This window comes from Micromonospora sp. DT63 (assembly GCF_049841615.1).
In the GTDB taxonomy this organism is placed as follows: domain Bacteria; phylum Actinomycetota; class Actinomycetes; order Mycobacteriales; family Micromonosporaceae; genus Micromonospora.
The window spans coordinates 146,593-166,662 of sequence record NZ_JBNCKQ010000002.1; the positions used below are offsets into that span (position 1 = coordinate 146,593).

General features: G+C 71.7%; 13 protein-coding genes. 5 read left to right on the forward strand and 8 right to left on the reverse strand.

Going from position 1 to position 20,070, the window contains the following annotated elements; genetic code table 11:
- Nucleotides 1-64 precede the first annotated feature (64 nt).
- Nucleotides 65-5,146, reverse strand: coding sequence for an NAD-glutamate dehydrogenase (locus ACLQ27_RS07425; RefSeq protein WP_357496062.1), 5,082 nt, complete (start codon nucleotides 5,144-5,146; stop codon nucleotides 65-67).
- Between the two features lie 286 nt (nucleotides 5,147-5,432).
- Between ACLQ27_RS07425 and ACLQ27_RS07430 the strand changes: the two genes are divergently transcribed.
- Complete coding sequence (locus tag ACLQ27_RS07430; RefSeq protein ID WP_425866044.1) at nucleotides 5,433-7,397, forward strand: penicillin-binding transpeptidase domain-containing protein; 1,965 nt, start codon at nucleotides 5,433-5,435, stop codon at nucleotides 7,395-7,397.
- Between the two features lie 134 nt (nucleotides 7,398-7,531).
- On the opposite strand, the gene ACLQ27_RS07435 is transcribed toward ACLQ27_RS07430, so the two are convergent.
- From ACLQ27_RS07435 to ACLQ27_RS07455, 5 genes are all read right to left on the reverse strand, one after another.
- Nucleotides 7,532-8,902, reverse strand: coding sequence for an arginase family protein (locus ACLQ27_RS07435; RefSeq protein ID WP_425866046.1), 1,371 nt, complete (start codon nucleotides 8,900-8,902; stop codon nucleotides 7,532-7,534).
- 85 nt (nucleotides 8,903-8,987) lie between these two features.
- Nucleotides 8,988-9,911, reverse strand: a complete 924-nt coding sequence (locus tag ACLQ27_RS07440; RefSeq protein ID WP_357496056.1) for a tetratricopeptide repeat protein — start codon at nucleotides 9,909-9,911, stop codon at nucleotides 8,988-8,990.
- 161 nt (nucleotides 9,912-10,072) lie between these two features.
- The gene (locus ACLQ27_RS07445; RefSeq protein ID WP_234582057.1) at nucleotides 10,073-11,761 is read right to left on the reverse strand and encodes an acyl-CoA mutase large subunit family protein; all 1,689 of its coding nucleotides are present in this window, start codon (nucleotides 11,759-11,761) and stop codon (nucleotides 10,073-10,075) included.
- 198 nt (nucleotides 11,762-11,959) lie between these two features.
- Nucleotides 11,960-12,220, reverse strand: a complete 261-nt coding sequence (locus ACLQ27_RS07450) for a hypothetical protein (RefSeq protein ID WP_357575740.1) — start codon at nucleotides 12,218-12,220, stop codon at nucleotides 11,960-11,962.
- A gap of 134 nt (nucleotides 12,221-12,354) precedes the next feature.
- Nucleotides 12,355-12,765 (reverse strand): Asp23/Gls24 family envelope stress response protein, encoded by a 411-nt coding sequence (locus ACLQ27_RS07455; protein WP_234582055.1) that lies wholly within the window; start codon nucleotides 12,763-12,765, stop codon nucleotides 12,355-12,357.
- 156 nt (nucleotides 12,766-12,921) lie between these two features.
- Here ACLQ27_RS07455 and ACLQ27_RS07460 point away from each other — a divergent pair, with 156 nt between their 5' ends.
- Together ACLQ27_RS07460 and ACLQ27_RS07465 are read left to right on the forward strand one after the other, a co-directional pair.
- The gene (locus ACLQ27_RS07460; RefSeq protein WP_234582054.1) at nucleotides 12,922-13,488 is read left to right on the forward strand and encodes a LemA family protein; all 567 of its coding nucleotides are present in this window, start codon (nucleotides 12,922-12,924) and stop codon (nucleotides 13,486-13,488) included.
- A gap of 3 nt (nucleotides 13,489-13,491) precedes the next feature.
- Entirely contained in the window at nucleotides 13,492-15,195 is a 1,704-nt protein-coding gene (locus ACLQ27_RS07465) for a DUF2207 family protein (protein WP_425866049.1), read from the forward strand.
- 33 nt (nucleotides 15,196-15,228) lie between these two features.
- On the opposite strand, the gene meaB is transcribed toward ACLQ27_RS07465, so the two are convergent.
- Both meaB and ACLQ27_RS07475 read right to left on the reverse strand, forming a co-directional pair.
- Complete coding sequence (gene meaB, locus ACLQ27_RS07470; protein WP_425866051.1) at nucleotides 15,229-16,233, reverse strand: methylmalonyl Co-A mutase-associated GTPase MeaB; 1,005 nt, start codon at nucleotides 16,231-16,233, stop codon at nucleotides 15,229-15,231.
- Nucleotides 16,230-17,429, reverse strand: a complete 1,200-nt coding sequence (locus ACLQ27_RS07475; protein WP_425866053.1) for an acetyl-CoA C-acetyltransferase — start codon at nucleotides 17,427-17,429, stop codon at nucleotides 16,230-16,232. Before ACLQ27_RS07475 ends, meaB begins: the two co-directional genes overlap by 4 nt.
- A 62-nt stretch (nucleotides 17,430-17,491) precedes the next feature.
- On the opposite strand from ACLQ27_RS07475, the gene mce reads away from it, so the two are divergent.
- Both mce and ccrA read left to right on the forward strand, forming a co-directional pair.
- The gene (mce, locus tag ACLQ27_RS07480) at nucleotides 17,492-17,965 is read left to right on the forward strand and encodes a methylmalonyl-CoA epimerase (protein ID WP_234582050.1); all 474 of its coding nucleotides are present in this window, start codon (nucleotides 17,492-17,494) and stop codon (nucleotides 17,963-17,965) included.
- Nucleotides 17,966-18,449: 484 nt separating this feature from the next.
- Entirely contained in the window at nucleotides 18,450-19,805 is a 1,356-nt protein-coding gene (gene ccrA / locus ACLQ27_RS07485; RefSeq protein ID WP_357575743.1) for a crotonyl-CoA carboxylase/reductase, read from the forward strand.
- The last annotated feature ends 265 nt before the right edge of the window (nucleotides 19,806-20,070 follow it).

Below are 20,070 nucleotides of genomic sequence, written 5' to 3' on the forward strand. Positions count from 1 at the left end.
TACACAAAAGCGGTCCGGCCGGTCGGGTCACCCCGACCGGCCGGACCGCTTCCGGCGTACCGAATCAGGCCGCGCCAGAGGTCCGCACGAGCGTGCGGATCTGTCGCAGCAGCACGGACAGGGCTGCGAGGTCCGCCCGCGACTCGTCGAACTCCCCCATCGCCCGGCGGGCCCGGTGGATCGACGTGGCGTTCGACTGCTCCCACTGCTGCACCCGCTCGTGCGGCGGCTGATCCTCCGGGGTGGAGTCGAGCACCTCCGCGGTGAGCGCGGCCAGCGCGGCGTACAGGTCGTAGCGCAGCGCCATCCGTGCGAGGGTCTGCCAGCGGTCCTCGCGCGGCAGCAGGGAGATCTTCGACAGCAGCGAGTCCACCCGGAACAGGTCGGAGAGCACGAAGTAGACCGAGGCCACCTCGCTGACGTCCCGTCCGCTGCGGGTCGCGGTCTCCACCACGTCCAGCAGGCCGAAGCTGTACATCAGCCGCGTCGCCCGCTCGGCCAGCTCGCGGGGCAGCCCCCGCTCGGTCATCGAGTCGATGTGCGCCTCGATGGCCTGCCGCTCGCCGCCGTAGAACAGTTCCTCGAGCCCGGGCAGCAGCCGGGCCACCCCGTCCCGCAGCCGGTTGATCTCGGTCGGTACGTCGATCGGCGAGCGCCGGTTGGTGACCAGCCAGCGCACCGCGCGGTCGAGCAGCCGACGGGTGTCGAGGTAGACGCTCGTCTGCAGCTCCGGGGAGACCTTGTTGTCCAGCGCCTCCACCGTGTCCCACAGCTCACGCAGCCCGAAGACCTCGCGGACCACCACGTACGCCCGGATCACGTCGGCGGCGCTGGCCGCCGTCTCCTCGACGACCCGGAAGACGAACGAGATGCCGCCCCGGTTGATCGCCTCGTTGACCAGCACTGTGGTGACGATGTCCCGACGGAGCCGGTGCCGGCCCATCCGGTCGGCGAACCGCTCACGCATCGGCGTCGGGAAGTAGTTGACCAGGACGTCGGTCGTCCACTCCTCGTCGGCCAACCCCTCGGTGAGGATCTCCCGTTCCAGGACGATCTTCACGTACGCGAGCAGCACCGCGAACTCCGGCGCGGTCAGCCCGGACTCGCTGCGCACCGCCAGTTCCTCGTCCGGCGGCAGCGCCTCCAGCGACCTGTCGAGCGCGCCGGAGCGCTCCAGCTCATTGATCATCCGGCGGTGCACCGGGAGCAGCGAGGCGGCCTGGGCCTGGGCGTTGTTGATCGCCCGGGCCTGGTCGTAGTTGTCCCGCAGCACCAGCTCGGCGACCTCGTTGGTCATCCCGGCCAGCAGCTCGTCCCGCTCGGCAGTGGTCAGTTCGCCGTCGGCGACAGCAGTGTTGAGCAGGATCTTGATGTTCACCTCGTGGTCGGAGGTGTCCACACCTGCCGCGTTGTCGATGAAGTCGGTGTAGATCCGGCCACCGGTCAGCGCGTACTCGATCCGGCCGAGCTGGGTCCAGCCCAGGTTGCCGCCCTCGCCCGCCACCCGGCAGCGCAGGCTGCGCCCGTCCACCCGGATCGCGTCGTTGGACTTGTCGCCCACCTCCGCGTTGGTCTGGGTGGACGCCTTGACGTACGTGCCGATGCCGCCGTTCCAGAACAGATCCACCGGAGCGGTGACGATCGCCTTCATCAGCTCCTGCGGCGACAGCTGCGTGACGTCGTCGTCGAGGCCGATCGCCGCCCGGACCTGCGGCGTGAGCGGGATCGACTTCGCGGTACGCGGGAAGATGCCGCCCCCGGCCGAGATCAGCTCGGGGTTGTAGTCCTCCCAGGAGGAGCGGGGCAGCTCGAACAGCCGCCGACGCTCCGCGTACGAGGTGGCGGCGTCCGGGTCGGGGTCGAGGAAGATGTGCCGGTGGTCGAACGCGGCCACCAGCCGGATGTGCTCGGAGAGCAGCATCCCGTTGCCGAAGACGTCGCCGGACATGTCGCCGACGCCCACCACCGTGAAGTCCTGGGTCTGGGTGTCCAGGCCCAGCTCGCGGAAGTGCCGCTTGACCGACTCCCACGCCCCGCGGGCGGTGATGCCCATCTTCTTGTGGTCGTACCCGGCCGAACCGCCGGAGGCGAAGGCGTCGCCCATCCAGAAGTTGTGCGCCTGGGAGATCTCGTTGGCGATGTCGGAGAACGTGGCGGTTCCCTTGTCCGCCGCCACCACCAGGTACGGGTCGTCGCCGTCGTGCCGGACCACGTCGTCGGGCGGCACGATCTGCCCGCTGACGATGTTGTCGGTGACGTCCAGCATCGCGCCGACGAACTCCTGGTAGCAGGCGACCGCCTCGTCCCGGTCGCCCGGCTTCTGCTTCAGCACGAAGCCGCCCTTGGCGCCCACCGGCACGATCACGGTGTTCTTCACCATCTGCGCCTTGACCAGGCCCAGCACCTCGGTGCGGAAGTCCTCGCGACGGTCGGACCAGCGCAACCCGCCCCGGGCCACCGGCCCGAACCGCAGGTGCACGCCCTCGAACCGCGGCGAGTACACGAAGATCTCGAACTTCGGCCGGGGCGCCGGCAGGTCCGGGATGGCCTGCGGGTCGAGCTTGAACGCCACGTACGCCTTCGGCCGCCCGCCGACCGGCTTCTGGTAGAAGCTGGTCCGCAGCGTCGCCTCGATGAGCGTGAGGTACGAGCGCAGGATCCGGTCCTGATCGAGGCTCGCCACGTCGTCCAGCGCGCCCCGGATCGTCTCCACCAGCTCGCCGCTGCGCTGCTGCCGCTGCTCGGCGGTGAACTCGCCCGGCGCGAACCGGGTCTCGAACAGCTCCACCAACAGGCTGGCGAGCTTCGGGTACGCGATGAAGGTCTGCTCCATGTAGTCCTGCGAGAAGACCGTGCCGGCCTGCCGCAGGTACTTCGCGTACGCCCGCAGCACCACCACCTGCCGCCAGGTCAGCCCGGCGCGCAGCACCAGCTCGTTGAACCGGTCCACCTCGGCCTCGCCGCGCCACGCCGCCGCGAACGCGTTCTCCACGTGCGGGCGTACCTCGGACAGCTCGTGATGCCCCTCGGGCAGCATGAGGCCGAAGTCGTACAGGTAGACGCGACCGTCGATCCGGTCCACCTCGTACGGGTGCTCGTCGACCACGCGGACGCCGAGCGAGTGCAGCACCGGCAGCACCGCGGAGAGCATCATCGGCTCGCCGTACCGGTAGACCTTGAACCGCACGTTCGTCGTGTCGGCGAGGTCCGCACCGGGCACCCGGGTGCCCGGCCGGGGTGCAAGCTGCTTGCGGAACAGGTGCATCTCCAGCTGGCCGGGCTCCTCCAGCAGCTCCAGCTTGGCCAGGTCCTTCATCGCCTCGTACGGCGTGTGCCCGTCCTTGTAGCCCTCCGGGAACGCGTCGGCGTACCTGGTGAACAGGTGCTTGGCCTGCTCGTCGCCGAGCTTGCGTTCCAACACCAGCCGGTAGTCGTCGTCCCAGAGCCGTGTCGCGTCGGCCAGCTCCTCGGCCAGCAGGTCGGCGTCGATGTCGCCGGGTGGCCGGGTCGGGTCGGTGCGGACGATGAAGTGGATCCGGGCGAGCATCGACTCGGTGACCCGGGTCGTGTAGTCCACCCCGACGCCGTTCAGCTCACGCAGCAGGATGTCCTGCATGCGCAGCCGGTTCTGGGTGGTGAACCGGTCCCGGGGAAGGTAGATCAGGCAGGAGATGAACCGCCCGTACGCGTCCCGGCGCAGGAACACCCGCAGCTGCCGGCGGCCCGCCATCCGCAGCACACCGATCACCGCGTGGTACAGGTCGTCGGTCTTGATCTGGAACAGCTCGTCGCGCGGGTAGGTCTCCAGGATCTGGAGCAGATCCTTGCCGGAGTGGCTGCGCCGGCTCAGGCCGGAGCGGTCGAGCACCTCCGCGACCTTACGACGCACCACCGGCAGCTCCCGGACGCTGGTCCGGTACGCGGCGGTGGAGAACAGGCCCAGGAAGCGCCGCTCCCCGATGACCTCGCCGTCGGAGTTGAAGATCTTGAAGCCGATGTAGTCCAGGTACGCCGAGCGGTGCACGGTGGCCCGCGAGTTGGCCTTGGTGATGATGAGCAGGCGCTTCTCCAGCACCTTCTCGTGTGCCTCGTGCGTCATCGACGACAGCGACCGGGCCTCCGGGGAGTCCGAGCGCAGGATGCCCAGGCCGGTGCCGAGCACCGCCTCCAGCGCCTTGCCGTCGACCGGGTCGGCGGTGTTCCCGTCCGGGGCGTCCACCAGGCGGTACTCGCGGTAGCCGAGGAACGTGAAGTGGTCGTGCGCCAGCCAGCGCAGCAGCTCCACCGAGTCGGTGATGTCCTTCTCCGGCACCGGCGGACGGTTGTCCGAGGTGCGGGCCGAGGCCAGCTCGTCGGCGAGCGCGAGCGCACGCTGACGCATCTTCGGCCAGTCCTCCACGGCCTCCCGCACATCGGTGAGCACCCGTTGCAGCTCACGGCGCAGCCGGTCGCGTTCGGCGGCGTCCCGGACCGGGTCGATCTCGATCCGCATCCAGCTCTCGATGATGTCGCCGGCGATCGCGTCGTCCGGCTCCACGTCCGCCGAGACCTCGGTGAGGCGGCCCAGCGGTTCGCGCCGGACCACCACGAGCGGGTGCACCAGCAGGTGCACGTCCAGGTGGTACGAGTTGAGCAGCGCGGTCACGGAGTCGACCAGGAACGGCATGTCGTCGGTGACGATCTCGACGACGGTGTGGTGCTGGTCGGCGTGCGGCTCGTGGATGCGCAGCTTCAACTCGCCGGGCACCCGCTGCTGCGCGAGGTCCCGGTGTGCCCGGGCCGCGTCGAGCATCTCCTCCGCCGTGAAACCGACCAGTTCCTCGTCCGGGGCGAACCGCCAGAAGCGGCCGACCAGGGTCGCCGCGTCGTGGTCGTCCCCTGCGAGCGCGACAGCCTGGGCCACCAGACGCTCCGCGTTGGGGACCGGTTCGTCGAGCTCGGCGTCCTCCACGTCGTCGGCCAACGCCTCGGTCGGCAGGCCCAGATCGTAGATGGTGTCGATGCTCGACCCGGTCAGCCCCGTGACGCCCGTGTCGAGCCGGCCGTAGCCGTCCCCGTCGGTCGCCGAATCGAAGCTGTCATCGTCCCGGCCGGAGTCATCCTGCCGGAGGTCGGGTTCCGGTTTGATCGCCGGACGCCGGTCCATCGGTGCCACTCCCCTCGACCCACCGCGTTGTGGGTCACTCTGCCGCCCAGCGTAAGCCTGTCGTTTCCCGCCTTGGTCGGCGGACCACTGGCCGGACGTCCGGATCGGGACTTTGTCCTTTCACCCGTTGCGGGTCCGAGGTTGGCCGGTTGCGGGATACCCCGCCCCGCGATGTTCATCACACCGGCCCGGCCCGTCTTTCCGCACGTCGAGCCCCACACGGGACGTTGGGGACACCCTTCGCGTACTACCGTGCAGAGCAGCCCGAGACCGGAAGGACCGCTTCATGACCTTGTCCTACCCCCGGCCCCACCGGCCGAACCGCACCCGGCGGATCGCCGCTCTCACGGCGACTCTGCTCACCGCTGGCGTCCTGGCGGCGTGTTCCGGCGACGACGGGCCGGAGCGCAGCGCCGACGCCTTCCTCGCCGGCTGGCGCAGCGGCGACCTGCAGGCGGTCGCGATGGTCGACACGACCGGCGCCAAGGTGCCGGCGGCCGAGGTGACCAAGGAGATCAAGGAGCTGTCCGGCGAGTTGGCGGCCACCCCGCCCGCCCTGGCCCGCCAGGGTGAGCCGAAGATCACCAAGAACATCGCGACCACGACGATCCGGGTCGACTGGTCCCTGCCGGGCCAGGCGCACTGGACGTACGACCGGGAGCTGCGGCTCGTCAAGGGCGACGACGACCAGTGGCAGGTGATGTGGGAGCCGCGGGTGCTCCACGAGCAGCTCAGCAAGGGCGACCGGCTGGGGCTGCGCCGCGACACCGGCCCCCGGGCGGGGCTGCTGGACGCGGCCGGCACGCCGATCGTCGCGCCCCGTCCGGTGGTGCGGGTGGGTGTGCAGCCGAACCAGGTCACCGACATCAAGAAGCTGGTCAAGGATCTTGACGCCGCCTTCAAGGCGATCCGTCCGGCCCTGGTCCCCGCCGTCGACCTGGGCGACCTGCCCAAGCGGGTGGCCGAGGCCGACCCGGGTGCGCTCGTCGAGGTGGTGACCCTGCGCGAGGACGCGTACCGGCAGATCAAGCCTCGGATCTACGACCTGCCCGGCACCAAGTTCGTCTCCGACAAGCTCGACCTGGCGCCGACCCGGGAGTTCGCCCGCGCCCTGCTCGGCTCGGTCGACCAGGCGCAGGCCGACGACCTCGCCGCCCACCCGGACCGGTACGTCGTCGGTGACCTGGTCGGGCACGGCGGGTTGCAGGGCCGCTACGACGAGCGGCTGCGCGGCGCCCCCGGCCTGACGGTAGTGGTCGAGCGGCCCGCCGAGGACGGCAAGCTGGCACCCACCGGCGCCGAGCTGTTCCGCCGCGAGCCGCAGCCCGGTCAGGCGCTGAAGACCACCCTGGACGTGGCCACCCAGAACGCGGCCGACGCCGCCCTGCGCGCCGAGCCGCGCCGGTCCGCCCTGGTGGCGGTACGCGTCAGCGACGGCGCGGTGCTCGCCGCCGCCAACGGTCCCGGGCCGGCCGGCGAGAACCTGGCCTTCACCGCCCAGGTGCCGCCGGGCTCCACGTTCAAGATGGTCAGCGCGCTGGGCCTGCTGGATCGGGGTGCGGTCACCCTGGACGGGCCGGTGGAGTGCAAGAAGACCTTCACCGTCGACGGCCGGTCCTTCAAGAACTCGGACAACTTCGAGTTGGGCTCGGTGCCGTTCCGCACCGACTTCGCCAAGTCCTGCAACACGGCTTTCGCCTCGCTGGCGCCGAAGCTCGGCGGTGACGGGCTGGCCGCCGCCGGCCGCTCGCTGGGCCTGGAGGGGCAGTGGGATCTCGGTGTGGACGCCTTCACCGGCAAGGTGTCGACCGGCGGCAGCCCGGCCGAGCAGGCCGCCGCGTCGTTCGGCCAGGGCACCACGCTGGTCAGCCCCCTGGCCATGGCCGGCGCCACGGCGGCCGTCGCCCGGGGCGCGTTCATCCAGCCGAAGCTGCTGGTCGACCCTGCGCCGGCCAAGCCGGCCGTGACCGACGGACCGCTCAAGCCGCAGTCGATCGAGCCGCTGCGCACGATGATGCGCGAGGTCGTCACCGCCGGCACCGGCAGCGCCCTCAAGGACGTTCCGGGCGGCGAGGTGTACGGCAAGACCGGCACCGCCGAGTACGACGACAACCCGGCCCACACCCACGCCTGGTTCGTCGGCTGGCGGGGTGACGTCGCGTTCGCCGTGTTCGTGGAGAAGGGCGGGGCCAGCACCGCCTCGGCCGTCCCGATCGCCGAGCGCTTCCTCCGGGCCGTGCCCGCCACCTGACCCGCCCTACGCCGCTGGTCGCCACCCGCGCCCAGCGGTGATCCACCCGGTGGTGCGGCGAACCGGGGTGTCCGAGCCGTCCGGGCACCCCGGTTCCGCTCATTGCGGGGTGGAGCGCGGCGCGGTGGACCGGGTCAGGCGGAGTCGGCCTCGTGCCGGTCCGGCGGGGTCTCGGCCGGCGGCGCGGGCCGTCGGAGCAGACCCGGGCCGGCCGAGGCAGGCGGGCCGACCGGTTCGCGATCGACAGTGGCCGCGATCTGGGCCGCGAGGCCGGTTGGCTCGGCTGGGGGCCACTCGCCCGCGCCGTTCGGCTCCGCCGCGGGCGCGACGGCGTCAGTCACCTCGTCGTCAGCCACCGCGCCGACCGACGAACGGACGCCTGCGGGCTGGTCATCGGAGACGCCACTCTCGGGGAGGTCGTCGCCGCCGCGTTCATCGACCCGATCGGGGCCGTCGCGCCCGTCGAGGCGCGCGGCACGGTCGAGCCCGTCACGCCCCGCGAGGCGCTCGGCGGCTGTCGCGCCCCGCCCGTTGCCGCGCCGCGGGGAGGGCGTGGGCCGGGGCGACAGCAGTCGGGGTGGCACCGCCTCCGGGGCGGTGACCGGGGCCAGGCCGGCGACCACCGTGTTGACGATCTCGGCGGCGTACGAGCCGTCCGGGTCGTAGTCGGGGTCGAAGACGGTCAGCTCGACGCCGAGGCAGTGCGGGGTGTCGACCAGGCCGGCGAGCAGGATCTCCAGCTCGGCGAAGGCGATGCCACCGGGGTCGGGGGCGTCCACGGCCGGCATCACCGCCGGGTCGAGCACGTCGACGTCGATGTGCACCCAGTAGCCCGCGCAGTCGGCGAGCTGCTCGTGCGCCCACTGGGCCGTCCGGGCGGCGCCTTCGGCGCGCAGCGCCGGCACCGGCCGGGTGGTGATGCCCGCGGCCTGGAGGTCGAGGCGGTACTCGTCCTGCGCCCGGATGCCGAGCACCACCACGTCGATGTCGCGGAAGTAGGGCCGACGGCCCTCCAGCGCGGCCAGGTCGGCCTGCCCGCGCCCGGTGACGAGGGCCAGGTCCTCGCCGGCGGCCGCGCCGACGTAGGAGGCGTTGCCGGGGTGCCGGAAGTCGGAGTGCCCGTCGACGAAGACCAGCCCGATCCGCCCGCCTACCGCCTCACCGAGGCGGTGCATGGCCAGGGCGGAGCCGAGCAGCACGGAGCAGTCGCCGCCCAGCACCACCGGGAACTCGCCCCGGTCGATGATCGAGCCGATCCGCTCGGCGAGGGCGAGGGAGTAGTCGGCGATCTCCCGGGCGTGGCACACGCCGTCACCGGGCCGCCAGTCGCCCGGGTCGTACCGGGGTGGGGTGACGCAGCCGGCGTCGCGGGCCCGCAGCCGGGCCAGCAGGTCGTGGTCACGCAACGCGCCGGGCGCCTTGGCGCAGCCCGGCACGGAGGTGGACGTCGGCGGTCGCAGGCCGAGATTTGTCGGCGCGTCGAGGACGGCGATCCGGCGCATCATGAGCTCCCGTCCTCGGTGGTCGGGCGGGCCGGCGAAACGCCGGCCCGCGCTGGCGTACTACGAACTCACGATCCGTGCGGCTGACTCAGAACAGGGCGCTGGCCAGGGCCCGCCGGGCCGAGGCGACCGCCGGGTCGTCCGGGCCGGCGATGGAGAACAGCGACACCAGGTGCTGGCGGACCGTCTCGCGGTCCTCACCGGCGGTGCGTCGGACCAGGCCGACGAGCCGGGCGTACGCCTGCTCGGCCAGGCCGCTGAGCACCTCGATGTCGGCGGCCAGCAGCTGGGCCGCGACGTCGTCGGGGGCGCTCTCGGCGGCGGCCAGCGCGGCGGCCGGGTCGGCGCCCGCGACCCGGCGGGCCACGCCGACCTGGGCCAGACCCGCAGTGGCGGCGGCGTCCGCCGGTGCGTCCGCGAGGATCTTGCGGTACGCCTGCTCGGCGGCGTCCAGGTCGCCGCTCATGAGCGCGTCGTCCGCCTCGTCGAGGCGCGGGTCCTCCGGTTCGGCGACGGCCACGCCACCGGCCTTGAGCACCGCCTGGATCCACTGGCGGAGCTGGGCCTCGGGCACCACGCCGGAGAAGGCGTCGATCGGCTGACCGCCGACGACCGCGTAGACCATGGGGATGCCCTGGACCCGGAACATCTGGGCGATCCGCGGGTTTTCCTGCACGTCGACCCGGGCGAGCACCCAGGCGCCGGCGCCCTCGGCGGCCAGCCGCTCCAGCACCGGGGCGAACTCGTCGCTCTCCGGGAAGCCGGCCGCACCGAAGAAGACGATGACGGGCATGGCCATCGACCGTTCGAGCACATCGGCCTGGATGGTGGCCTCGGTGACGTCGACGATGGCGGCGTTGCCGTCGGCGGTCTGCGCGCCGGGCACGCCGGCGGACGGGCCGCCCTGCGGGGGTGTGCCGGGGCGGGTACTGGCTGGTGCGGGGCCGCGCAGCGTGCTGAGGTCGACCGCGCCGCGGGTGAAGATCGACGAGGTGATCCGTGGGTCGCTCATGGTTACCTAGTCTCGCACGCGAGCCCGGATTCCCGGCTCACCCACAACTCCGACGTTGCAACTCTCACGCCCCAATCCCACCTCCGCGATCTTGCACTTTCTGTCGCCGAAACGGGGCATTGACCCCGTTCGTCGGGACAGAAAGTGCAAGATCGACGGGGTTAGAAGCGGGCGGGTTCGCGGTAGGTGCCCCACTCGGCCCGGAGGGCGTCGCAGATCTCACCAAGGGTCGCTTCGGCGCGGACCGCGTCGAGCATGGCGGGGATCATGTTCTCGTCGGTGCGGCTGGCGTCGACCATCCGGGCGACAGCCGCGCGGACCGCCGGCTCGTCGCGTCCGGTCTTGCGCTCGGCGAGCACCCGGCGCTGCTCCAGCTCCACCTCGTGCGAGATGCGCAGGATCTCCAGCTCCTTGGCCACCGTGCCGGTGTGGCAGTTGACCCCGACGATCTTCTTGTCGCCCTTCTCCAGGGCCTGCTGGTAGACGAAGGCCGACTCGGCGATGTGCCCGGTGAACCAGCCGTCCTCGATGCCACGCAGGATGCCGGAGGTCATCGGGCCGATCTGGTGCGGCCCGTCCCCGCCGAGTTGCCGGATGCGAGCGAAGATCTCCTCCGCCTCGGCCTCGATCTTGTCGGTCAGCGCCTCGACGTACCAGGAGCCGCCGAGTGGGTCGGCCACGTTGACCACACCGGTCTCCTCCATCAGCACCTGCTGGGTACGCAGGGCGATCTCGGCGGACTCGTCGGTGGGCAGCGCCAGGGTCTCGTCCAGTGCGTTGGTGTGCAGCGAGTTCGTGCCGCCCAGCACCGCCGCGAGCGCCTCGACGGCGGTGCGTACGACGTTGTTGACCGGCTGCTGAGCGGTCAGCGACACTCCGGCGGTCTGCGTGTGGAACCGCAGCCACAGGGCCTTCTCGCTGGTCGCGCCGTAGACGTCACGCAGCCAGCGGGCCCAGATCCGACGGGCGGCCCGGAACTTGGCGATCTCCTCGAAGAAGTCGAGGTGCGAGTCGAAGAAGAAGCTCAGCCCCGGCGCGAAGACGTTCACGTCCAGCCCACGCGAGAGGCCCAGCTCCACGTAGCCGAAGCCGTCGGCCAGGGTGTACGCCAGCTCCTGCGCGGCGGTCGAACCGGCCTCGCGGATGTGGTAGCCGGAGACCGACAGCGGCTTGTAGCGCGGGATTTCCGCCGCGCAGTACTCCATCAGGTCGCCGATCAGGCGCAAGTGCGGCTCGGGGTCGAAGAGCCACTCCTTCTGCGCGATGTACTCCTTGAAGATGTCGGTCTGCAGCGTGCCGTCCAGCTTGGACAGGTCGGCGCCCTGCCGCTCCGCGGCGACCAGGTACATGCAGAACACCGGCACGGCCGGACCGGAGATGGTCATCGAGGTGGTGACGTCGGCCAGGTCGATGCCGTCGAAGAGCGCCTGCATGTCGGTGGCGGTGTCGATGGCGACACCGCAGTGGCCGACCTCGCCGAGCGCCTGCGGGTCGTCCGAGTCGCGGCCCATCAGCGTCGGCATGTCGAACGCGACCGAGAGCCCGCCGCCGCCGGCGCCGAGGATCATCTTGTACCGCTCGTTGGTCTGCTGCGCGTTGCCGAAGCCCGCGAACTGCCGGATCGTCCAGGTCCGCCCGCGGTAGCCGGTCGGATGAAGACCCCGGGTGTACGGGTACTCGCCCGGCCAGCCGATCCGCTCGAAGCCCGGGTACGCGCTGCCCTCCGGCGGCCCGTAGACCGGCTCCACAGGCATCCCGGAGAGCGTGGTGAAGTCGGCGTCCCGCTTGCGCGCGGAGTCGTACCGGGCCTGCCAGCGCGCCCGTCCGGCGTCGATCTCGTCGGCGTCCATGCGCAGGGCTCCTCCTCGGTTCCTCGATTGCACATCGAGTGTAGATCCCTGGCCTGAACGATCGCTAAGTCACGTCGTACCCGTGGGTAACGTGAGGTGCGGGAATCCCAGGTCGGGAGGCGGGCCGAGGTGTCGACCACGCGACGGGCGCGGGTGGTCAACGACCACCCGCGCCCGCAGCCGAGCCAGATCGCTGATCTAGTAGTTGCGGGTCTTCACCAGGAACGCGTAGCCGACCACCGTGGTGCCGTTCCAGTTGTACATCGGGTAGCACTGCTGCGGCGACGTCCACGTGGAGACGTAGGTCGGCCGTGCCGCCTTGCACGCCGCCATCGTCGGGTACATCGGACTGTTGTAATCCGCCAGAGCCGGCGAAGCAGTGCCCAGCACCAGACCGCCAGCCAGAGCGACAGCGGCGATGACGTTACGAGAGCGGGGGCGGCGCGAGATTTTCGCCATCTACAGTCCATTCCTGACGAGTTGGTCCATCAAGGTCCCTGACGCCAGGAGCCTAGTGGCATCCAAGATCGTCGAAGCGACGGCCCGCCATGCCTGCAGCCGACCAGGCCGCCGGCCGATCCGGCTCGTCGAGGTCAGACCGTGGGAGTCGCGGGTCCGCCCATCGCCACGTCGTCGACCCGGATGTTGACCTCGTCGACCCGCAGCCCGTACGCCTCGACCGCCTCGGTGACCCGGGCCCGCACCTGCCCGGTGATCTCCGGGACCGGCTGACCGGCCTGGATCACCAGCACCAGGTTGACCACGGCCGCGTCCCCGGTGACGTGGGCCGAACAACCCCGCCGGGCGTCGCCGACCTGGTCCAGCCCGACGCGATCGAGGACCGCGTTGAAGAACCGCGCGACGTCCCCGCCCATCTCGGCCACACCGGGCACCGAGCTGGCGGCCGCGACGGCGATCTTCTCGATCACCTCGTCGGAGACCTTCGTCGTCCCGCCGGCCACCGCCGGCACCGTGCCCAGCTCGCGCGTCGCCTCGTCACTCACGTCCCGCTCCCCTGCCGTCGTCCCGCACCGACCCCGCCCGGGGCCCGCGCGAGCGGTGCCCGCGCGAGCGCGAGCCTACTGCCTCCCGGAGCCCGCACACCGTCCGCTGTGAACGCGAGGGGGCACCGCCGGCGCCGGTTCGCTATCTTGCCCCCCATGGCATGGATTCTTGCCGCCGCGCTGGCGGGCTCGGCGGTCGTCCTCCTGGTCGCGGTGTGGCTGGTTCGGCTCTACAACAGGCTGGTCCGGATGCGTAACCAGGTGGATGCGTCCTGGTCCCAGATCGACGTGCAGCTCAAGCGACGCCACGACCTGATCCCGAACCTGGTGGAGACCGTCAAGGGGTACGCGTCGCACGAGCGCGACACCCTGGCCGCCGTGCTGGCCGCGCGCGGCGAGGCCAGCACGCACACCGCCGGCGACCCGGGGAGGGCCGAAGCCGAGAACGCGCTGAGTCAGGCTCTGGGTCGGCTCGTCGCGCTCGCCGAGGCGTACCCGCAGTTGCGGGCGAGCGAGAACTTCGCGGCGTTGCAGGGCGACCTGGCCACCACCGAGGACAAGATCGCCTACTCCCGGCAGTTCCTGACGTACGCGGTACAGCAGTACAACACGGCGATCCAGAGCTTTCCGGCGAACCTGGTCGCCGGCCCGCTCGGCTTCCAGCGGCGCGAACTGTTCGCCGCCACGGACTCCGACCGTGGCGTGATCGCGGTCGGTCTCTGAGCGGTGACGGACCTCCTCCTCGCCGGCGCCGCCGTCGGGCTCTGGCTCCTCGCGTACGGAGCCTGCCGGGTCGCCACCCGACCGGCGCCACCGGCGGCCCGACCGGCCACCATGGACCTCGGCTCGGAACCACCCGCCGTGGTGAGCATGCTGGTCAACGGCGGGTCGACGCGCGCGGGTGCGGCCGAGTCGATCCTGCTCGACCTCGCCGCAGCCGGCTACTACGAGCTGCGGCAGCCGGACGCCGACCCCTATCGCACCACCATCCATCTCGCCGGGGGCCGTCCGGACGACAGCGGCCTGCGGCCGTACGAGCGGCAGGTCCTGGCGCGGGTTCGGGGGCTCGCCGTCGACGGGGTGGTGCCGCTGACCGCGCTGGCCCTGCGCGACGAGGACGAGGCCAAGAACTGGAACAGCCAGCTGCGCGCCGCCGTGGTCGCCGACGCCCGGGCGGCCGGGCTGTCCCGGCGCCGATTCGGGCAGACGATGATGACCGCGCTCTACGTCGGCGCGGCCGCGGTGGGCGTGGTCTGCGGCCTCGTGGCGGTGCACCGCACGCACCTGAGGTGGACGTTCCTGTTCTCCCTCACCGTCGCCCTGGTGCTCGCGGGCCTGGTGCAGCGCGTCGGCGAGCGAGCGACCCCGGCGGGGCTGGAAGCCACCTCCCGGTGGCTCGCGGTGGGTGCCTGGTTGCGCAGCCACGAGCAGTTCGCCGAGCTGCCACCCTCGGCGGTGGCGATCTGGGACCGTTACCTGGCATACGGCGCCGCGCTGGGCGTGACCCGCCGCGCCAGTTACCTGCTCGGCCTCGACGTCGGCAGCCAGCGCGACCTCTGGTCGTCCTACCGTGGCGGCTGGCACCGGATCCGGGTGCGCTATCCGCGCGGCCGACCCGGGTACGGCAGCTCCACGCCCACCCTGCTCTGGCAGGCGGTGCTGGCGGTGGTGTCGGGACGACTGGTGCTGGCCGTCACCGGCTACACCAGCTGGTACTCGCTGCCGGCGTATCCGCTGCTCGCCGGCGGCGCCTACCTGCTGGTCGGCGCGCTGGTGGACCGGGTGCGGTCGGTGACCGTCACCGGGCAGGTGCTGGCGCTGCGCCCGCACCAGCGGGACAGCCGCCACCTGGTCCACCTGGTGCTCGACGACGGGACCGCCGACCGGACCACCGCCTGGGCGACGCCCGGCGGCCGGGCCGACCGCTGCCGGCCGGGCGACGTCGTGACGATCACCGCCCGGCCGTGGAGCCGCCGGGTCACCACCCTCACCCGGCGCTCGCCGGCCCGCCCGGACACCGCGCGAACCGAGCCGCTGGTCACGGACGTCTTCGGCGAGGTACGTCAGGTGCCGGCCGGGCCGCTCCCGATCTCCGTCGAGGACGTCGCGCGGGTCGTCGGCCATCCCGTACGCGTGGCACGCGGGCCGCGGCGCGTCGACTTCCGCTCCGAGCGCGACGACAGCACCGTGCTGCGCGCCGCCTGGGCGGACGGTACGACGGGACAGATCGCGTGGCGGGCCAACGCGCGTGGCGTCGCCACCCCGCTACCGGGCGTCGGCGACGAGGCGTACGCCAGCGGCAACAAGGTGGTGCTGCGCGTCGGCGACAGCACGCTGGTGCTCACCGCGCTCGGCAGCGGGCGGCTCGGGACGCCGCACCTTCCGTGGCTGCTCACCAGATGTGCGCGCGACGCCCTCACGGGTGCCTGACCCACCGCTGGGGTGGGCTGTCGAGCGGGCGGCTCAGGAGCCGAGCTGATCGAGCAGCTCGTCGGCCGCCGCGTACGGGTCGAGGGCACCCTCGGCCACCGAGGCGGCGAGCGTGCTCAGCTGCGTACCGTCGCGCAGTGAGCCGATCTTGGCGCGGAGGGCGCCGAGCGCGATGGCCTCGATCTCGGCGGCGGCCCGCGCCTCCTGGCGGCGGCGCAACTCGCCGTGCTCGACCAGCCAGCCCCGGTGCTTGTCGATGGCGGCGGCGATGTCGTCGATGCCCTCGCCCCGGGCCGCGACAGCCCGGACCACCTGCGGTCGCCACTGCCCCGGCCCGCGCTCACCGAGGGCGATCATGCCCTGGATGTCGCGGACTGTGGCGTCGACGCCGTCCCGGTCGGCCTTGTTGACCACGAACACGTCGGCGATCTCCAGGATGCCGGCCTTGACCGCCTGGATCGCGTCACCCATGCCGGGGGCGAGCAGCACGAGCGTGGTGTCGGCAAGCGAGGCGACCTCCACCTCGGCCTGCCCGACACCGACGGTCTCCACCAGCACCACGTCACAGCCGGCGCCCTCCAGCACCCGGACCGCCTGCGGTGTCGCCGCCGCCAGCCCACCGAGGTGCCCCCGGCTGGACATCGACCGGATGTAGACGCCCGGATCGGTGGCGTGGTCCTGCATGCGCACCCGGTCGCCGAGGATCGCGCCGCCGGTGAACGGGCTGGACGGGTCGACCGCCAGCACGCCGACCCGGTGCCCACGTTCCCGCAGCGCACGGACCAGCTCGTTGGTGGTGGTGGACTTGCCCACCCCCGGCGAGCCGGTGAGCCCGACGACCTGGGCCTGCCCGGCGTACGGCGCCAACGCGGCGGCGACTGCCGGCAGCAGTTCGTCGCCGTTCTCCACCAGCGTGATCAGCCGGGCCACCGCGCGGGGGTCACCCGCGCGGGCCCGCTCGACCAGCAGGGGTACGTCCCGGCTGCGGCGCACGGACGTGGTGGTCGCCGCCGGGACGCCCTCGATCGCATCGCTCACTGTGCAGCCGCTGCGCTTCCCGGCACGTGGATGATCAGCGCGTCGCCCTGGCCGCCACCGCCGCAGAGAGCCGCCGCGCCCGTGCCGCCGCCACGCCGCTTCAACTCAAGGGCGAGGGTGAGGACGAGACGAGCACCGGACATGCCGATCGGGTGACCCAGCGCGATCGCGCCGCCGTTGACGTTGACCTTGTCGGAGCTGACGCCCAGGTCGCGGGCGGACTGGATGCCGACCTGCGCGAACGCCTCGTTGATCTCGATGAGGTCCAGGTCCTCCACGCTCAGGCCGCCCTTCTTCAGGGCGTGGTTGATCGCGTTGGACGGCTGCGAGTGCAGGGAGTTGTCCGGGCCCGCCACGTTGCCGTGCGCACCGATCTCGGCCAGCCAGGTCAGGCCCAGCTCGTTGGCCTTGGCCTTGCTCATGACGAGAACTGCCGCCGCGCCGTCGGAGATCGGCGAGGAGCTGCCGGCCGTGATGGTGCCGTCCTTGGTGAACGCGGGGCGCAGCTTGGCCAGCGACTCGGCGGTCGTGTCCGGGCGGATGCCCTCGTCGTCGCTGATCACCAGCGGGTCACCCTTGCGCTGCGGGATCAGCACCGGGGTGATCTCCTCGGCGAAGTGGCCGTTCTTCTGCGCGGCGGCGGCCCGCTGGTGACTGGCCGCGGCGAACGCGTCCTGCTCCTCGCGGGAGATGCCGTGCTTCGTGCCGAGACGCTCGGTCGACTCGCCCATCGAGCAGCAGTCCCAGGCGTCGCTGAGCCCGTCGTGCGCCATGTGGTCCTTGACCACCACGTCGCCGTACTTGTAGCCGGAGCGCTGGCCCATCAGCAGGTGCGGGGCGTTGGTCATCGACTCCATGCCGCCGGCCACCACGATGTCGAACTCGCCAGCCCGGATGAGCTGGTCGGCCAGGGCGATCGCGTCCAGCCCGGAGAGGCAGACCTTGTTGATCGTCAGCGCCGGAACCGACATCGGCACGCCGGCCTCGACAGCCGCCTGCCGGGCCGGGATCTGCCCGGCGCCCGCCTGGAGCACCTGGCCCATGATCACGTACTGGACCTGGTCCGGGCTGACCCCGGCCCGCTCCAGGGCTGCCTTGATGGCGATCCCGCCGAGCTTGGTGGCCGGAAGGTCCTTGAGGTTGCCCAGCAGCCGCCCCATCGGGGTCCGCGCGCCGCTGACGATCACCGAAGCCATGCCTGCCTCCGAGGGGGGTGCCGAGCTGTACGCCTTAACGATTGTTCGGCCAGACTAGCGCCATGGCTGAGAACTCCCCCGTCGAGCCCGGTGCGGACTACGTCACAGACATCGGGCTTCGCAAGATTGACCACGTCGGCATCGCCGTCGCCGACCTGGATGCCGCGATCGACTTCTACCAGCGGACCTTCGGGATGCGCTGCGTACACGTCGAGACCAACGCCGAGCAGGGCGTACGGGAAGCGATGCTGGCCGTCGGGCCGACCGCCGAGGGCGGCTGCGTGCAACTGCTGGCCCCGCTCACCCCGGAGTCGACGATCGCGAAGTTCCTCGACCGCAACGGGCCGGGCGTGCAGCAGGTCGCGTACACGGTGGCGGACATCGACGTGGCCTGCGCGGCGTTGCGCGAGCGGGGGGTGCGACTGCTGTACGACGCCCCGCGCCGCGGCACCGCCGACAGCCGGATCAACTTCGTCCACCCCAAGGACGCCGGAGGCGTCCTGATCGAACTGGTCGAACCCGCCCCCACCCACTAACCCCACCCAGCCCGACCCGCGCGCACTCCCGGCCCCGCTCCCCGCGCCCGGCGCCCGCTCTCGCGCCCGGCCCCGCGCCCGCTCCCGGCTCCCGCGCCCGGCTCCCGCGCCCGCTCCCGGTGATCAAGAGGTTTGCGTCATCTGCTGGGCGCGGATTGACGCAAACCTCTTGATCACCGGGGGCGGCCGGGGGCGGCCGGGGGTGAGGCATCGGGGTCGGCCGGGGGTCGGGCGTGGGGGTCGGCCGGGGGTTGGCGCGCACTTCTGTGCGTGGTTCGCGGGGTGGCCGGGCACCTTCACGCATCGGTCGATGCAGTTTTTCACAGAGGACTTCCCGCCCTAGCTACCGTTCAGTAACGTCCCGGCCCACAGGAGCCCGACCGGGGCCGGATGTGTCGAATGCCGACATGGTGGTCGTGCTCACCGGCGCCGACGATGGCAGCACCCGGGCCCGTGCGGGTGCGGGGACGAACCGGAGGTCACCGTGCAGGACATCCTCGAAGCGATCATGGCGGCGGAGGAATCGAACGACCCGGACCGCGAGCTGGCGGGTGTTGCCGGACTGCCCGTGCCGGAGAGTTACCGAGGCGTGGTCGTCCGCGCCGAGGAGTCCCGGATGTTCGACGGCATGGCCACCCGGGACAAGGACCCCCGCAAGGCGCTGCACGTGCAGGAGGTGCCGACGCCGGAGCTGGCGCCGGGCGAGGCGTTGATCGCGGTGATGGCCAGCGCGATCAACTACAACACCGTGTGGACCAGCATCTTCGAGCCGGTGTCCACCTTCAAGTTCCTCGAACGCTACGGCCGGGTCTCCGAGCTGACCCGCCGGCACGACCTGCCGTACCACGTGGTCGGCTCGGACGCGGCAGGCGTGGTGCTGCGTACCGGCCCGGGGGTGACCCGGTGGGCGGCCGGCGACGAGGTCGTCGCGCACTGCCTCTCGGTCGAGCTGGAGGACGCCGCCGGCCACGACGACACCATGCTCGACCCGCAGCAGCGGATCTGGGGCTTCGAGACCAACTTCGGCGGCCTGGCCGAGCTGGCCGTGGTCAAGGCCAACCAGCTGATGCCCAAGCCGCGGCACCTGAGCTGGGAGGAGGCGGCCAGCCCGGGGCTGGTCAACTCCACCGCGTACCGGCAGCTCGTCTCGCACCACGGCGCCAACATGAAGCAGGGCGACGTGGTGCTGATCTGGGGCGCCTCCGGCGGCCTCGGCGGGTACGCCACCCAGATGGCCCTCAACGGCGGCGCGATCCCGGTCTGCGTCGTCTCGTCGCCGGAGAAGGCCGAGCTGTGCCGCCGGATGGGCGCGGACCTGGTCATCGACCGGGCAGCCGAGGGCTTCCGGTTCTGGAAGGACGAGGAGACCCAGGACCAGAGCGAGTGGCGGCGGTTCGGCGAGCGGATCCGTGAGCTGACCGGTGGCGAGGACCCGGACATCGTCTTCGAGCACCCGGGCCGGGAGACGTTCGGCGCGAGCGTCTACGTGGCCCGCCGTGGCGGCACCATCGTCACCTGCGCGTCCACGAGCGGGTTCCAGCACCAGTACGACAACCGCTACCTGTGGATGCACCTGAAGCGGATCGTGGGCAGCCACTTCGCCAACTACCACGAGGCGTGGCAGGCCAACCGTCTGGTCGCGCTCGGCAAGGTGCACCCGACGGTGTCGCGTACCTACCCGTTGGAGCAGACCGGTCAGGCCGCGTACGAGGTGCACCGCAACGCGCACCAGGGCAAGGTCGGGGTGCGCTGCCTCGCGCCGGCCGACGGGTTGGGCGTCCGTGACGGGGAGTTGCGGGCCCGGCACGAGGAAGCGATCAACCGGTTCCGGGGGCACTGAGCGGGCCACCGGCCGGACGGATGAGCGGCCGATGGCCAATGCGGTGATCGGCCATTGTTCTTCCAACCCCATTAGCTGGAACCCAACCGGATCGAACAAAGGGCCACGGGTCGCACCCGTGGCCCTTTTTCGCGTCACGCTGCGTGGCGTCCGTCCCGCCCGGGACCTGCCAAGATCGCCGATTGGTCCGGCCTCGTCGGCCAGGTCAGTTGACCATGTAATGAGGACACGAAAGCTCCGTACCGCTCTTGCGAAGCACCCTGGG

Bases quoted from the DNA above. Each gene is read 5' to 3' on its own strand.
- ACLQ27_RS07425 (WP_357496062.1), bottom strand. From the start codon at position 5,146: ATGGACCGGCGTCCGGCGATCAAACCGGAACCCGACCTCCGGCAGGAT.
- ACLQ27_RS07430 (WP_425866044.1), top strand. From the start codon at position 5,433: ATGACCTTGTCCTACCCCCGGCCCCACCGGCCGAACCGCACCCGGCGG.
- ACLQ27_RS07435 (WP_425866046.1), bottom strand. From the start codon at position 8,902: ATGATGCGCCGGATCGCCGTCCTCGACGCGCCGACAAATCTCGGCCTG.
- ACLQ27_RS07440 (WP_357496056.1), bottom strand. From the start codon at position 9,911: ATGAGCGACCCACGGATCACCTCGTCGATCTTCACCCGCGGCGCGGTC.
- ACLQ27_RS07445 (WP_234582057.1), bottom strand. From the start codon at position 11,761: ATGGACGCCGACGAGATCGACGCCGGACGGGCGCGCTGGCAGGCCCGG.
- ACLQ27_RS07450 (WP_357575740.1), bottom strand. From the start codon at position 12,220: ATGGCGAAAATCTCGCGCCGCCCCCGCTCTCGTAACGTCATCGCCGCT.
- ACLQ27_RS07460 (WP_234582054.1), top strand. From the start codon at position 12,922: ATGGCATGGATTCTTGCCGCCGCGCTGGCGGGCTCGGCGGTCGTCCTC.
- ACLQ27_RS07475 (WP_425866053.1), bottom strand. From the start codon at position 17,429: ATGGCTTCGGTGATCGTCAGCGGCGCGCGGACCCCGATGGGGCGGCTG.
- mce (WP_234582050.1), top strand. From the start codon at position 17,492: ATGGCTGAGAACTCCCCCGTCGAGCCCGGTGCGGACTACGTCACAGAC.